General features: G+C 72.1%; 12 protein-coding genes. 4 read left to right on the top strand and 8 right to left on the bottom strand.

All coding sequences use genetic code 11. The annotated features are described in order from the left end of the window. Positions 1-28: 28 nt before the first annotated feature. On the bottom strand, positions 29-1,168 hold the full coding sequence (gene dnaJ / locus ACWDX6_RS00465) for a molecular chaperone DnaJ (protein ID WP_451482723.1): 1,140 nt from the start codon (positions 1,166-1,168) through the stop codon (positions 29-31). Further along, a complete protein-coding gene (hrcA, locus tag ACWDX6_RS00460) occupies positions 1,169-2,185 on the bottom strand; it encodes a heat-inducible transcriptional repressor HrcA (protein ID WP_451482722.1) in 1,017 nt (338 codons plus the stop codon). It lies immediately after the preceding gene. A gap of 160 nt (positions 2,186-2,345) precedes the next feature. On the opposite strand from hrcA, the gene ACWDX6_RS00455 reads away from it, so the two are divergent. Together ACWDX6_RS00455 and ACWDX6_RS00450 are read left to right on the top strand one after the other, a co-directional pair. After that, positions 2,346-3,065: an MBL fold metallo-hydrolase gene (locus ACWDX6_RS00455; protein WP_451482721.1), complete on the top strand. Its 720-nt coding sequence runs from the start codon at positions 2,346-2,348 to the stop codon at positions 3,063-3,065. Positions 3,066-3,075: 10 nt separating this feature from the next. Then, complete coding sequence (locus tag ACWDX6_RS00450; RefSeq protein ID WP_451482720.1) at positions 3,076-3,879, top strand: DUF3097 domain-containing protein; 804 nt, start codon at positions 3,076-3,078, stop codon at positions 3,877-3,879. Positions 3,880-3,917: 38 nt separating this feature from the next. Here ACWDX6_RS00450 and hemW read toward each other — a convergent pair whose 3' ends face one another. The 3 genes from hemW to lepA form a co-directional block, all read right to left on the bottom strand. Continuing rightward, positions 3,918-5,150, bottom strand: coding sequence for a radical SAM family heme chaperone HemW (hemW, locus tag ACWDX6_RS00445; protein WP_451482719.1), 1,233 nt, complete (start codon positions 5,148-5,150; stop codon positions 3,918-3,920). A gap of 90 nt (positions 5,151-5,240) precedes the next feature. Beyond that, positions 5,241-7,115: an AMP-dependent synthetase/ligase gene (locus tag ACWDX6_RS00440; protein WP_451482718.1), complete on the bottom strand. Its 1,875-nt coding sequence runs from the start codon at positions 7,113-7,115 to the stop codon at positions 5,241-5,243. Positions 7,116-7,369: 254 nt separating this feature from the next. Further along, positions 7,370-9,241: a translation elongation factor 4 gene (lepA, locus tag ACWDX6_RS00435; protein ID WP_451482717.1), complete on the bottom strand. Its 1,872-nt coding sequence runs from the start codon at positions 9,239-9,241 to the stop codon at positions 7,370-7,372. A 185-nt stretch (positions 9,242-9,426) separates the two neighbouring features. On the opposite strand from lepA, the gene rpsT reads away from it, so the two are divergent. Further along, a complete protein-coding gene (gene rpsT, locus ACWDX6_RS00430; RefSeq protein ID WP_137989361.1) occupies positions 9,427-9,693 on the top strand; it encodes a 30S ribosomal protein S20 in 267 nt (88 codons plus the stop codon). 273 nt (positions 9,694-9,966) lie between these two features. On the opposite strand, the gene holA is transcribed toward rpsT, so the two are convergent. After that, on the bottom strand, positions 9,967-10,953 hold the full coding sequence (gene holA, locus ACWDX6_RS00425; protein WP_451482716.1) for a DNA polymerase III subunit delta: 987 nt from the start codon (positions 10,951-10,953) through the stop codon (positions 9,967-9,969). 54 nt (positions 10,954-11,007) lie between these two features. Here holA and ACWDX6_RS00420 point away from each other — a divergent pair, with 54 nt between their 5' ends. Further along, the gene (locus ACWDX6_RS00420) at positions 11,008-11,253 is read left to right on the top strand and encodes a hypothetical protein (RefSeq protein ID WP_451482935.1); all 246 of its coding nucleotides are present in this window, start codon (positions 11,008-11,010) and stop codon (positions 11,251-11,253) included. Positions 11,254-11,397: 144 nt separating this feature from the next. On the opposite strand, the gene ACWDX6_RS00415 is transcribed toward ACWDX6_RS00420, so the two are convergent. Next, positions 11,398-13,845, bottom strand: a complete 2,448-nt coding sequence (locus ACWDX6_RS00415) for a ComEC/Rec2 family competence protein (RefSeq protein ID WP_451482715.1) — start codon at positions 13,843-13,845, stop codon at positions 11,398-11,400. Continuing rightward, entirely contained in the window at positions 13,842-14,507 is a 666-nt protein-coding gene (locus ACWDX6_RS00410) for a helix-hairpin-helix domain-containing protein (protein WP_451482714.1), read from the bottom strand. Before ACWDX6_RS00410 ends, ACWDX6_RS00415 begins: the two co-directional genes overlap by 4 nt. Positions 14,508-14,636: the final 129 nt, after the last annotated feature.

Here is a 14,636-nt window from a genome sequence, read left to right as displayed (position 1 = left end):
CCCCGTACGGGCTTCGGCGGGCCGGTGTCTACCGCCCGTTGAACGCGTCCTTGAGGCGGGAGAACAGGCCCTGCTGACCCGGCTGGAACTGGCCCGTCGGCCGCTCCTCGCCGCGCAGCTTCGCCAGCTCCCGCAGCAGGCGCTCCTGCTCGGGGTCCAGCTTCGACGGCGTCATGACCTCGACGTGCACGATCAGGTCGCCGCGCCCGCCACCGCGCAGATGCGTGATGCCGCGCCCGTGCAGCGGGATCGACTGGCCCGACTGCGTGCCCGGACGGATGTCGACCTCCTCGATGCCGTCGAGCGTCTGCAACGGCACCTTGGTGCCGAGCGCGCCCGCGGTCATCGGGATCGTGACCGTGCAGTGCAGGTCGTCGCCCCGTCGCTGGAAGGTCTCGTGCGGGACTTCGTGGATCTCGACGTACAGGTCGCCCGCCGGGCCTCCGCCCGGGCCGACCTCGCCCTCGCCGGCGAGCTGGATGCGGGTGCCGTTGTCGACACCGGCCGGGATCTTCACGGTCAGCGTGCGACGCGAGCGGACCCGGCCGTCGCCCGCGCACTCGGGGCACGGGGTCGGGACGACGGTTCCGAAGCCCTGGCACTGGGGGCAGGGACGGGAGGTCATGACCTGGCCCAGGAAGGACCGCGTCACCTGCGACACCTCACCGCGGCCGCGGCACATGTCACAGGTCTGCGCGGAGGTGCCGGGCGCGGCGCCCTCGCCGGAGCAGGTCGTGCAGACGACCGCCGTGTCGACCTGGATGTCCTTCGTCGTACCGAACGCGGCCTCGTTGAGGTCGATCTCCAGCCGGATCATCGCGTCCTGGCCGCGGCGCGTCCGCGAGCGCGGCCCGCGCTGCGAGGCCGTACCGAAGAACGCGTCCATGATGTCCGAGAAGTTCCCGAAGCCGCCCTGGCCGAAGCCACCGGCACCGCCGGCACCGCCGGAGGCCGAGAGCGGGTCGCCGCCGAGGTCGTAGACCTGCTTCTTCTGCGGGTCCGACAACACCTCGTAGGCGGCGTTGATCTCCTTGAACCGCTCCTGCGTCTTCGGATCGGGATTCACATCCGGGTGCAGCTCGCGGGCGAGCCGCCGGAATGCCTTCTTGATCTCGTCCTGGGACGCGTCGCGGCGCACGCCGAGTACGGCGTAGTAGTCCGTGGCCACTTACGACTCCGCCAGGATCTGTCCGACGTAACGTGCCACTGCGCGTACCGCTCCCATCGTTCCGGGGTAGTCCATGCGGGTCGGTCCGACCACGCCGAGTTTGGCGACTGCCTCGTCGCCCGAACCGTAGCCGACCGCGACGACGGACGTGGAGGTGAGTCCCTCGTGGGCGTTCTCGTGCCCGATCCGTACGGTCATGCCCGAGTCCTTGGCCTCGCCGAGCAGCTTGAGGAGCACGACCTGCTCCTCCAGAGCCTCCAGGACGGGCCTGATCGTGAGGGGGAAGTCGTGCCCGAAGCGGGTGAGATTGGCGGTGCCGCCGATCATCAGCCGTTCCTCGTGCTCTTCCACCAGGGTTTCCAGCAGGGTCGCGAGAACCGTCGAGACCGTGCCGCGGTCCTCCGCCTCGAAGGACTCCGGCAGATCCTGCACCAGCTGGGGCACGTCCGCGAAACGGCGGCCGACGACCCGGCTGTTCAGCCGGGCCCGCAGATCCGCCAGCGAGGTCTCGCCGAACGGCGCCGGGCAGTCGATCATCCGCTGTTCGACCCGGCCGGTGTCCGTGATCAGGACGAGCATCAGCCGGGCGGGGGCCAGCGAGAGCAGCTCCACGTGGCGGACCGTCGAGCGGGTCAGCGACGGGTACTGCACGACGGCGACCTGGCGGGTCAGCTGCGCGAGCAGCCGGACCGTACGCCCGACGACATCGTCGAGGTCCACGGCACCGTCGAGGAAGTTGTGGATGGCCCGCCGCTCGGGCGTCGACAGCGGCTTGACACCGGCCAGCCGGTCGACGAAGAGGCGGTAGCCCTTGTCGGTCGGGATACGTCCGGCGCTGGTGTGGGGCTGGGCGATGTAGCCCTCGTCCTCGAGGACGGCCATGTCGTTGCGAACGGTGGCGGGCGAGACGCCGAGCTTGTGACGCTCCGTGAGCGCCTTGGAGCCCACGGGCTCCTCCGTCCCCACATAGTCCTGGACGATGGCGCGCAGCACCTCGAGTCTGCGTTCGCTGAGCATGGGCGCACACCTCCAGCTGTCGTTCCGGTTGCTCCGTGTTTGGCACTCGCCCTGTTCGAGTGCCAGGAAACCCCCGGCCAGTGTACGGCGGTGGTCGTCGTTCCTGGCAAGGCGGCGGCGACGCACTCCTGCCCCCCGCCTCAGCGGATAGCGTCGCCGCATGGATGTCGGTTGGGAAGAGTTCGGCTGGGAGCGGCTCGCGGACGGGGTCGGGCGGCGGCGACTGCCCGGCTGGGACGCCACGGTGGGACTGGTGCTCGGGGAGAGGGCGGTGCTCTTGTACGACACGGGCTCCACGCTCCGCGAGGGCGCCGAGCTGCGGACGCAGGTGGAGGCGATGACCGGCCGCAAGGTGACGCACATCGCACTGAGCCATCCGCACTTCGACCATGTGCTGGGTACGGCGGCGTTCTCGGCTGCGGAGGTGTACGGCGCGGTGGGCGTCGACGAGCTGATGCGCCGGGAGCGGCACGCGCTGCGGACGGACGCAGTACAGCACGGGGTCGACGAGGCCGCCGCGACGGAGGCGACCGACGTGCTGGTGGCGCCGCGCCACACGGTGTCCGGCGAGTGGACGCTGGAGCTGGGCGGCCGGCAGGTGCTCCTCGCCAATGTGGGTCCCGGTCACACGGGGCACGACCTGGTGCTTCTCGTACCCGGCGCCCCGGAGGTCGTCTTCTGCGGCGACCTGGTCGAGGAGTCCGGGGAGCCGCAGGCCGGTCCGGAGGCGATCGGCACGCACTGGCCGGCGGCGCTCGACCGGCTGGTGGCCCTGGGCGGCGAGGACGCGGTGTACGTGCCGGGTCACGGGGCGGTCGTCGACGCCACGTTCGTACGGGCGCAGCGGGAAGAGCTGGCACGGCGCTTCGGAGTGTCATAACCTCGCGCGAATGCGCAGCTACAACCCGGACCTGACGCCCCCTTGGAAGAAGCCGGCCCCGGTGCCGGAGGTCCCGGCGGACGCCGACCTCGTGGTGGAGGAGGTCTCGACGGGCTTCTGCGGGGCGGTGATCCGCTGTGAGGCGGGCACGGTGACCCTGGAGGACCGATTCGGCAAGCACCGGGTCTTCCCGATGGAGCCGCGTGGCTTCCTCCTGGAGGGCCGTGTGGTGACCCTGGTCCGTCCGGTGGCGGCGGCGCCCTCCCGCCCCGCCCGTACGGCCTCGGGCTCGATCGCGGTCCCGGGCGCGCGGGCCCGGGTCGCCCGAGCGGGCCGCATCTATGTGGAGGGCCGCCACGACGCCGAGCTGGTGGAGCGGGTCTGGGGCGACGACCTGCGCATCGAGGGTGTCGTGGTGGAGTACCTGGAGGGCATCGACGACCTGCCGTCCATCGTGGCCGACTTCGCCCCGGCGCCGGACGCGCGGCTCGGTGTGCTGGTGGACCACCTGGTGGAGGGGTCGAAGGAGTCCCGCATCGCGTCCCGGATCTCCTCTCCGGACGTCCTGATCGTCGGCCATCCCTACATCGACGTGTGGGAGGCGGTGAAGCCGTCCTCCGTGGGCATCCCGGCCTGGCCGGCCGTCCCGCGCGGCCAGGACTGGAAGACGGGCGTCTGCCGCGCACTGGGCTGGCCGGAGAACACGGGCGCGGCCTGGCAGCACATCCTGTCGAAGGTGCACTCCTACAAGGACCTGGAGCCGGCCCTGCTGGGCCGGGTGGAGGAGCTGATCGACTTCGTCACGGCCCCGTAGGAGTCCACGCGCTCCCGGCGACCCCGGGCAGGCGTCCGCTAGTCCACCAGGTCCCTCACCACCGCGTCCGCCAGCAGACGCCCCCGGAGCGTCAGGACCGCGCGCCCCGACGCGTACGCGGCCGGGTCGAGGAGCCCCTCGTCGCGGGCGCGCAGCGACGCGGAGAGGCCCTCCGGGCGCAGGAGGTCCAGCGGGCAGCCCTCGCGGAGCCGGAGTTCGAGGAGCACCCGCTCCACGCGCCGGTCCTCCGCCGAGAGGATCTCCCGCCCCGCGCCCGGCGACCTCCCCGACGCCAGCGCCGCCGCGTACGCCCCCGGATGCTTCACGTTCCACCAGCGCACACCACCCACGTGGCTGTGTGCCCCCGGCCCGGCGCCCCACCAGTCGGCGCCGCGCCAGTACAGCTCGTTGTGCAGGCAGCGCCCGGCCTCCGTGGTGGCCCAGTTCGACACCTCGTACCACTCGAAGCCGGCCTCCGCGAAGACCGAGTCGGCGATCAGATACCGGTCCGCGTGCACGTCGTCGTCGGTCATCGGCACCTCGCCCCGCCTGATCCGCCGTGCCAGCTGCGTCCCCTCCTCCACGATCAGCGCGTACGCGCTGACATGGTCGGGGCCGGCGCCGATCGCCGCGTCGAGCGAGGCCCGCCAGTCGTCGTCGGACTCCCCCGGCGTGCCGTAGATCAGGTCGAGGTTGACGTGTTCGAAGCCCGCAGCCCGGGCCTCCGCCACGCAGGCCTCGGGGCGCCCCGGCGTGTGCGTGCGGTCCAGGACCTTCAGGACGTGCTGCCGCGCGCTCTGCATCCCGAACGAGATCCGGTTGAACCCGCCCGCCCGCAGCTCCGCCAGGTACGCCGGGTCCACCGACTCCGGGTTCGCCTCCGTCGTCACCTCGGCGTCGTCCGCGAGCCCGAACTCGTCCCGCACCGCCGCCAGCATCCGTACGAGATCCCCGGCGGCGAGCAGGGTCGGTGTCCCGCCGCCCACGAACACGGTCCGCACCGGCCTGGGGTCGTCGCCGAGCACCTTCCGGGCGAGCCGGATCTCCTCGGCCACCTGCTCGGCGTAGTTGTCCCGGGAGGCGAGCACGCCTCCGCTGCCGCGCAGCTCGCTGGCGGTGTACGTGTTGAAGTCGCAGTAGCCGCAGCGCGTCGCGCAGTACGGCACGTGCAGATAGAACCCGAGGGGCCGCTCGGCCGCCCCTTCCAGGGCGTGCGCGGGCAGCGCCCCGGTCTCGGGCATGGGCTCACCATCGGGCAGTACGGAAGGCATGAGCCCATTGTCCCGTACCGCCCGAGGTGACCGTCCTGCCTGTGGAAAACCCGGCCGCGCGGCGCCGCACGCCCCGCGCGCCCGCGTCCGTCACGCCTCGCGCGCGCCGGCGTACATCTCGTCGATCAGGTGCTTGTACGTCCGCTCGACCACCGGCCGCTTGAGCTTCAGGGACGGGGTCAGCTCGCCGTGCTCGATGTCGAGGTCGCGCGGCAGGAGACGGAACTTCTTGATCGTCTGCCAGCGCTGGAGCCCCTCGTTGAGGCGGTCGACGTACCCCTGGATCAACTTCTCGACCTGCGGGGAGGCGACGACCTCGGCGTAGGACCTGCCCGCCAGGCCGTTGTCGGCGGCCCAGCCGAGGATGGTGGGCTCGTCGAGCGCGATCAGCGCCGTGCAGTAGTTCCGGTCGGCGCCGTGCACGAGGATGTTGGAGACGAACGGGCAGACGGCCTTGAACTGCCCCTCGACCTCGGCGGGGGCGATGTACTTGCCGCCCGAGGTCTTGATCAGGTCCTTCTTGCGGTCGGTGATGCGGAGGTAGCCGTCGGCCGAGAGCTCGCCGATGTCGCCGGTGTGGAACCAGCCGTCGGACTCCAGGACCTCGGCCGTCTTCTCGGGCAGGCCGTGGTAGCCCTCCATGACACCGGGGCCGCGCAGCAGGATCTCGCCGTCGTCGGCGATGCGGACCTCGCAGCCGGGGAGCGGCTTGCCGACGGTGCCGGTGCGGTACGCCTCGCCCGGGTTGACGAAGGAGGCCGCGCTGGTCTCCGTCAGGCCGTACCCCTCCAGGATGTGGATGCCGGCACCGGCGAAGAAGTAGCCGATCTCGGGCGAGAGGGCGGCGGAGCCGGAGACGGCGGCGCGCAGCCGGCCGCCGAACGCCTCGCGGAGCTTGGAGTAGACGAGCGCGTCGGCGACCTTGTGCTTGGCGGTGAGGCCGAAGGGGGCCGAGGCGGTGCCGGTGCGCCGGAAGTTGTCCTGGGTGACCTTGGCGTACTCACGGGCGACGCCCGCCGCCCACTGGAAGATCTTGTACTTGGCGCCGCCGCCGGCCCGGGCCTTGGCGGCGACTCCGTTGTAGACCTTCTCGAAGATGCGGGGCACGGCTGCCATGTAGGTCGGCTGGACCACCGGAAGGTTCTCGATGATCTTGTCGACGCGGCCGTCGACGGCGGTGACGTGGCCGACCTCGATCTGGCCGGAAGTCAGCACCTTGCCGAAGACGTGGGCGAGCGGCAGCCACAGGTACTGGACGTCGTCCTCGGTGACCAGGCCGGTCGCGGCGATGGCCTTGGCCATGTACGACCAGTTGTCGTGCGGGAGGCGGACGCCCTTGGGGCGGCCGGTGGTGCCCGAGGTGTAGATGAGGGTGGCGAGCTGGCCGGAGGTGATGGCCGCGACGCGCTCCTTGACCGCGTCGGGGTTCTTCTCCAGGTACGCCTTGCCGCGCGCCTCCAGGTCGGCGAGGGTCAGCACCCACTCGTCGGTCTCGACGCCCGTGGGGTCGATGACGACGACGTGGTGGAGCCCGGGCAGGTCGGCGCGGCGCTCGCGGGCCTTGGCCAGCTGGGCCGCGTCCTCCGCGATCAGGACCTTCGACTCGGAGTCGGAGAGGATGAACGCCGACTCCTCGGCGTTGGTCTGCGGGTAGACGGTGGTGGTCGCGGCGCCCGCGCACATCACACCGAGGTCGGCGAGGATCCATTCGACCCGGGTGGAGGAGGCCAGGGCGACCCGCTCCTCGGGCTGGACCCCGAGGTCGATCAGGCCGGCGGCGATGGCGTAGACCCGTTCGGCCGCCTGCCCCCAGCTGAGCGACTTCCAGTCGTCTGGGCCCTGGCCGGACGCGGCCGGGACCGGGTAGCGATAGGCCTCCGCGTCGGGAGTCCGCGCCACGCGCTCAAGGAAGAGGGCTGCCACGGAGGGCGGCCGGTTCTCGATCAGGGTCTGTGTGTCGCTCACGACGTCCTCCGGGCGGCGGCGGTGCCTGCTGGTGGTGCGATCTGGCGTGCGTTTCTAACCGGCGTGCGTTTCTAACTGGCGAGTAACCTTCGAGCCGGGATCAGAGTAGATGGCCGAAGTCCGCCGCGTAAGGCCCTGTGGGCCGCCGCTTGATACCCGGTTGATAACAGAACGAACGCCGAACGGGCCCGCGCACAGTCCGTGCGTGGGCCCGTTCGGTGTATCTGTCAGCTACGCGTCCGCCGACTGGCCGATCACTTCTTGCTCTTGCCGCCGGCGGAGTCGTCACTCGACAGGACGGCGATGAAGGCCTCCTGGGGCACCTCCACGGAGCCGACCATCTTCATCCGCTTCTTGCCTTCCTTCTGCTTCTCCAGCAGCTTCCGCTTACGGGAGATGTCACCGCCGTAGCACTTGGCGAGGACGTCCTTGCGGATGGCGCGGATGGTCTCACGGGCGATGACCCGCGAGCCGATGGCGGCCTGGATCGGGACCTCGAACGCCTGCCGCGGGATCAGCTCCCGCAGCTTGGCCACGAGCCGCACGCCGTACGCGTACGCCGCGTCCTTGTGGGTGACGGCGGAGAACGCGTCGACCTTGTCGCCGTGCAGCAGGATGTCGACCTTGACCAGGCTGGAGGCCTGCTCGCCGGTGGGCTCGTAGTCGAGGGAGGCGTAACCGCGCGTCTTGGACTTCAGCTGGTCGAAGAAGTCGAAGACGATCTCGGCGAGGGGCAGGGTGTAGCGGATCTCCACCCGGTCCTCGGAGAGGTAGTCCATGCCGAGCAGGGTGCCGCGGCGGGTCTGGCACAGCTCCATGATCGCGCCGATGAACTCGCTGGGGGCGAGGATCGTGGCCCGTACGACGGGCTCGTACACGTCGCTGATCTTGCCCTCGGGGAACTCGCTCGGGTTGGTGACCGTGTGCTCGCTGCCGTCCTCCATGACCACGCGGTAGACCACGTTGGGGGCGGTGGCGATCAGGTCGAGACCGAACTCGCGCTCCAGGCGCTCCCGGATCACGTCCAGGTGGAGCAGACCGAGGAAGCCGACGCGGAAGCCGAAGCCGAGCGCGGCGGAGGTCTCCGGCTCGTAGACCAGCGCGGCGTCGTTGAGCTGCAGCTTGTCGAGGGCCTCGCGGAGGTCCGGGTACTCCGACCCGTCCAGCGGGTAGAGGCCCGAGAACACCATCGGCTTGGGGTCCTTGTAACCGCCGAGGGCCTCGGTGGCGCCCTTGTGCAGCGACGTGATCGTGTCACCGACCTTGGACTGACGGACGTCCTTCACGCCGGTGATGATGTAGCCGACCTCGCCGACGCCGATGCCGTCGGCGGGGGTCATCTCCGGGGACGAGACACCGATCTCGAGCAGCTCGTGGGTGGCGCCGGTCGACATCATCTTGATGCGCTCGCGCTTGTTGAGCTGGCCGTCGACGACTCGTACGTACGTCACGACGCCGCGGTAGGAGTCATAGACCGAGTCGAAGATCATCGCGCGGGCGGGCGCGTCGGCCACACCGACGGGAGCCGGCACGTTCTCCACGACCCGGTCGAGCAGCGCCCCGACGCCGATGCCCGTCTTGGCGGAGACCTTGAGCACGTCCTCGGGCTGGCAGCCGATCAGGTTGGCGAGCTCCTCGGAGAACTTCTCCGGCTGAGCGGCCGGCAGGTCGATCTTGTTCAGTACGGGAACGATGGTGAGGTCGTTCTCCATCGCCAGGTAGAGGTTCGCCAGGGTCTGCGCCTCGATGCCCTGGGCCGCGTCCACGAGCAGGATCGTGCCTTCACAGGCGGCGAGGGAGCGCGACACCTCGTACGTGAAGTCGACGTGCCCGGGGGTGTCGATCATGTTCAGGATGTGGGTCTTGCCCTGGCCCGTGCCCTCGGTGGGCGCCCAGGGCAGCCGGACCGCCTGGGACTTGATCGTGATGCCGCGCTCGCGCTCGATGTCCATCCGGTCGAGGTACTGGGCGCGCATCTGCCGTTGGTCGACGACACCGGTCAGCTGGAGCATCCGGTCGGCAAGGGTCGACTTGCCGTGGTCGATGTGCGCGATGATGCAGAAATTGCGGATCAGCGCCGGGTCGGTACGGCTCGGCTCGGGCACGTGGGTAGGAGTCGCGGGCACGCAGGGTCTCGTCTCGGGGCGATGTCGGATCGATACGTAGGCTCCATGGTCCCACGACCGCGGCGCTGTGCTCGGTTTGGGCGGCACTGAGAGCGCCTGATACCGTGGACAGCTGTGTCTCGTGTGCCCTCTCAGCTACGGGACGCACTCTCTGAAACATCATCGAACCTGAAAAGGCTCTTTTCGTGGCGAACATCAAGTCCCAGATCAAGCGGAACAAGACGAACGAGAAGGCGCGCCTGCGCAACAAGGCCGTCAAGTCCTCGCTCAAGACCGCGATCCGCAAGGCCCGCGAGGCCGTCGCCGCGGGTGACGTCGAGAAGGCCGTCGTGGCTTCTCGCGCCGCCTCCCGTGCGCTCGACAAGGCTGTCTCGAAGGGTGTCATCCACAAGAACGCCGCCGCCAACAAGAAGTCGGCGCTGGCCACCAAGGTTGCCGCTCTGCAGGGCTGAGCTCTGATGTGACGCCGGACGGGACCCAGCGGGCCCTCTCTTCCGCTCCCACCCGGCACCCCGGACTCGCGCGCGACACGCGTTCGCCACGCGTGCGCGAGCCCACCAGTCTCACGCCGAAGGCCCCGCCACTCTCCTTCCCCAGGAGAACGGCGGGGCCTTCGCCGTTCTCCGGACGCCGTCCGCCACGCGACTGCGACGCGCCGGGGGAGGTGCGGTGACCGGCACGGGTCCCGCCCCCAGCTCAGCGCGCCCGCGCAGCGCACGCCGCGCCTACCGTCGCAGCCGCGCCGCCCTCGCCACCGCGACCACCGCCTTCTCCAGGGCGTACTCCGGGTCGTCCCCGCCGCCCTTCACGCCCGCGTCCGCCTCCGCTACCGCCCGCAGCGCCAGCGACACCCCGTCCGGTGTCCAGCCCCGCATCTGCTGACGGACCCGGTCGATCTTCCACGGCGGCATCCCCAGCTCCCGCGCGAGGTCCGCCGGCCGTCCGCCCCGCGCCGCCGACAGCTTGCCGATCGCCCGGACACCCTGCGCCAGCGCGCTGGTGATCAGGACCGCGGGGACGCCGGTCGAGAGCGACCAGCGCAGGGCCTCCAGCGCCTCCGCGGCCCGCCCCTCCACCGCGCGGTCCGCGACGTTGAACGAGGACGCCTCCGCGCGGCCCGTGTAGTACCGCCCGACGATCGCCTCGTCGATCGTGCCCTCCACGTCCGCGGTCAGCTGCGACACCGCCGAGGCGAGCTCCCGCAGATCGCTGCCGATCGAGTCGACCAGCGCTTGGCACGCCTCGGGCGTGGCCGACCGCCCCAGCGAACGGAACTCCTGCCGTACGAACGTCAGACGCTCCGCCGGCTTGGTCGTCTTCGGGCAGGCCACCTCGCGCGCGCCCGCCTTGCGCGCCGCGTCGAGCAGGCCCTTGCCCTTGGCGCCGCCCGCGTGGAGCAGGACGAGCGAGATGTCCTCGATGGGCGCGTCGACGTACGCCTTGATGTCCTTGATCGTGTCCGCGGACAGGTCCTGGGCGTTGCGCACGACGAGGACCTTGCGCTCGGCGAAGAGCGACGGACTGGTCAGCTCCGCCAGCGTGCCGGGCTGGAGCTGCTCGGGGGTGAGATCACGCACGTCCGTGTCGGCGTCGGCGGCGCGGGCGGCCGCCACCACCTCCTGGACCACGCGGTCGAGGAGCAGGTCCTCCTGGCCCACGGCGAGCGTGACGGGGGCGAGCAGGTCGTCGGTCGAAGTCTTTCTGGTGGCCATCGCGTCCCAGCATCCCACGGGCCACCGACACTCCCTCCCGTACCGGAGAATGTCCTGGTGAGCGAACGACACGTACTCGTACTGCCGGACCGCGACGCCGCCGAGGAGGTCGCCGAGGAACTGCCCGCCCGCTTCGGTGTCGCCGAGGAGCCGAAGCTCGTCAGGGACGCCCTGGCGGGCGAGGACGACGCGGAGGACGCCCAGTGGCTGGTCGTCGTGGAGGACCCGGAGGGCCGGCTCGACTCCGCGGCGCTGGACGCGCTCGCCGCCGAGTACGAGGGCTGGCTGGAAGCACCGTAGGAGCTGCGGGTCGCGGGTGGCCGCGGCGCCGGTACGGATGACTCGACGGTCGCCTGGTCGCCTGGTCGCCTACGGAGCCGGCACGGGTTCCTCGGCGGGCGAGGGCCTACGGAGCCGGTACGGGTTCCTCGGCGGGCCGAGCGCTCACCAGCCGTCTCCTCTCGGCAGTGCCCGGAGGCCCGGGCCCGCACCCGTCACCGCGATCGCTCCGTCCTGGTCCGTCCTGAGCACCTCCGCTCCCCCGGCCCGCAGTGCCTCGACCGTTCGGGCCGACGGGTGCCCGTACGGGTTGTCGCGACCGGTCGACACCAGCGCCAGCCTCGGTCGCACGGCCCGTATCAGCCCGGGATCCTGATGGGCGGAGCCGTGGTGGGCGACCTTGAGCACGTCCACCGGTCGCAGGGCGGGGTAGGCACGCGCCAGGGCCTGCTGGGCGGGAGGCTCCAGGTCCCCGAGGAGGAGCAGGGTCATCCCGGCCGCCGTCCGGACGAGCAGGGTGACGCTGGCGTCGTTCGGCCCGGACTCACCTTCCTCCACCGCCCCGGGTGCCGCCCGGGGCCACAGCACCTGCCACTCCAGCGGCCCCAGGCTCCGTCGCTCCCCGGGCCACGCCCGGACGACGGGGACCCCGGCCGCCGCCGCCTGCCGCCGCACGAACGCCGCCTGCCCGGGCGGCTCTTCCAGCCCTGTCGTCTGGATCGCGCCGACGGCCCGCCCCCGCAGCACTCCCGCGAGACCGGCGACATGGTCCGCGTGGAAATGCGTGAGCACCACCAGGGGGACCCGTCGGACCCCGAGGTCGCGCAGGCAGCGGTCCACCAACGCCGGATCGGGCCCGGCGTCCACCACGACGGCCGCATCCCCTCCGGCCGCGAGCACGGTCGCGTCCCCCTGCCCGACCTGGCACATGGCGAACGCCCAGCCCGGCGGCGGCCATCCGGTGACCAGCCGGGTCAGCGGCACCGGCCGCACCACCACAACAAGCAGCAGGACGGCGCACCCGGCTCCGATCACCCGCCGACCGGGCAGCTTCCGCGCGCCGAGCACCAGCAGACCGAAGAGGACCGCCAGGAACAGCCCGCCCCGCCAGCCGCCCGGCCACACCGCCTCCGCCCCCGGCAGCGCGGCCCCGGCGCGGGCGACTTCGGCGACCCACTCGGCGGGCCAGGCCGCGAGCCGCGCGACCAGTTCGGCGGCCCGGGGAGACACCGGTGCCAGGGCGAGGACGGCGAACCCGAGAACCGTCGCGGGGGCGACCGCCGGCTCGGCGAGAAGATTGCACGGGATCGCGACCAGGCTCACCCGGGCCGCGAAGACCGCCACCACCGGCGCGCACACCGCCTGGGCCGCCAGGGCGGCGGCCAGCGCCTCCGCCGGCCTCTCCGGCACGCGGCGCCGCCGCAGCGCCTCGCTCCAGCGCGGCGCGATCGTGAGCAGCGCCCCGGTCGCGAGCACGGAGAGCAGGAAGCCATGGCTTCGCGCCAGCCACGGGTCGTACAGCACCAGCAGCAGCACCGCCGCGGCGAGCGCGGGCAGCAGCGATCTGCGCCGCCCGGTGCCGATGGCGAGGAGGGCGACCAGGCCGCAGGCCGCCGCTCGCAGCACGCTCGGGTCGGGCCGGCAGACGATGACGAAGGCAAGGGTGAGACCGCCGCCGATCAGCGCGGTGGACCGCAGCGGAATACCGAGGCGAGGAGCGAGCCCACCGCGCTCCGCGCGCAGCGCGGTGCCCGGTCTGCCGACCAGGAGCAGCAGGACGATGGTGAGGTTGGACCCGGACACCGCGAGAAGGTGGGTGAGATCGGTGGCCCGGAAGGCGTCGCTCAACTCGGGGTCGATCCGGGAGGTGTCCCCGACGACCAGCCCCGGCAGCAGCGCCCGAGCGTCCGGCCCGAGATCCTCGGTCGCGCGCCGTAGTCCGGCGCGGAGCTCGCCCGCCGTCCGCTGCAAGCCACTCGGCGGACCGGTGATCCGCGGTGGCAGCTCCCGGTCGACCCGGAGCACCGCCGCCAGCGGTTCGCCCTCACGGGTGGTCGGAGCGAGCCGTCCGTCGACCCGCAGCCGGGTGGAGGGCAGCAGACCGAGCCACCGCCCCTGGGAGCCGCCCGCCGGCACGATCACGAGCACCGGCGTCCTGGTCCGGTGCGCCGAACCGTCGGTCGCCTCGACGCGAGTGACCTCCCCGTGCAGGACGACGGAGACCGGGGCCGCGTGGTCGCCCCGGATCCGCGGCCGGGTGAGCCGTGGATCGGAGGTGACCGTCACCTCGGCGCTCACCCGGGCGTACTCCCCGGCGAGTCCCGGTACCGGCCCCCGGCCCAGGTCCGCCGCGTGCAGCCCGCCCGACGCCGCACCGGCCCCGGCGCAGAGCAGCGCCGCCGCCCCCGCCGTGGCCCTGAGCCGCCACGCCCTCCCCCGCCCCGCCCGAGCCACCACGGGAAGCAACAGCAGCGCCGCCCCCGCGGCACACAGCAGCACCCCCGTGAACGTCCACCACCCGGGGACGCCCACGGCGATCGCCGCCGCTCCCCAGGCGGCCAACGCCGGTGGTACCAGCCGGAGATCGACCGGCCCCTCGTCGCTCGGGCTCATGGCCGGACCAGCGGTTCGAGATCCGCGAACCTGCGTTCGCCGATGCCGTTGACCTCACGCAGCTCGGCGACCGACCGGAACCCGCCGTGCTCGGTGCGATGGTCCACGATGTGCTGGGCCAGGACCGGCCCGACGCCGGGCAGGGTGTCGAGCTGCTCCACGGTCGCCGCGTTGAGGCTGAGCGGCATCGCCCGCCGGCCGGCCGCCGCACCTGCGCCGATGCCCGAACCGCTGCCGGACGCGCCGACGGCCGCAGCCGGCATCGGCAGGCCGACGACCACCTGTTCGCCGTCCATGAGGATCCTGGCCCGGTTGAGGCCGGTGACGTCCGTACCCGGCCGGACCCCTCCGGCCGCCCGCAGGGCGTCCGCCACCCTCGATCCCGACGGCAGCGTCAGCACCCCGGGCCGTCGTACCTTGCCGCTCACGTCGACCACCACCGCCGGTGGCGGCGTTCCCGTGGCCGGGGTGAGCGGTTCCGGGGCCGGCGGAGAGGCCCCGCTCTCCGGAAGCGGCGCGGCGCGCACGATCTCCGGTGCCCGCACCGCTTCCGGCCGCCCGGTCCAGAAGTAGCGTCCGGCGAAGCCCGCCGCCACCACCAGGATCACGGCCAGCGCGGCCAGCGTCCTCGGTTCGAGACCGCATCTCGACTGCACCCACATCGGCAGCCGTTCCCTGAGCGCGAGCCCCAGCCGCTCCCGCCGCCGGGGCCCGAGCCTCTCCTGCCGTACCCGGTCGTCCGGTGGTTCGGGCCCGGCGGCGGACGTGCCGGAAGAGACAGGCGTGCCGTG

This window comes from Streptomyces sp. NPDC003027, from assembly GCF_053591435.1.
The sequence above is the reverse complement of the archived record's forward strand: the minus strand, read 5'-3'. Positions and strand labels throughout refer to the sequence as shown.

Bases quoted from the DNA above. Each gene is read 5' to 3' on its own strand.
- hrcA (WP_451482722.1), bottom strand. From the start codon at position 2,185: ATGCTCAGCGAACGCAGACTCGAGGTGCTGCGCGCCATCGTCCAGGAC.
- ACWDX6_RS00455 (WP_451482721.1), top strand. From the start codon at position 2,346: ATGGATGTCGGTTGGGAAGAGTTCGGCTGGGAGCGGCTCGCGGACGGG.
- ACWDX6_RS00450 (WP_451482720.1), top strand. From the start codon at position 3,076: ATGCGCAGCTACAACCCGGACCTGACGCCCCCTTGGAAGAAGCCGGCC.
- hemW (WP_451482719.1), bottom strand. From the start codon at position 5,150: ATGCCTTCCGTACTGCCCGATGGTGAGCCCATGCCCGAGACCGGGGCG.
- holA (WP_451482716.1), bottom strand. From the start codon at position 10,953: ATGGCCACCAGAAAGACTTCGACCGACGACCTGCTCGCCCCCGTCACG.
- ACWDX6_RS00415 (WP_451482715.1), bottom strand. From the start codon at position 13,845: ATGAGCCCGAGCGACGAGGGGCCGGTCGATCTCCGGCTGGTACCACCG.
- ACWDX6_RS00410 (WP_451482714.1), bottom strand. From the start codon at position 14,507: ATGTGGGTGCAGTCGAGATGCGGTCTCGAACCGAGGACGCTGGCCGCG.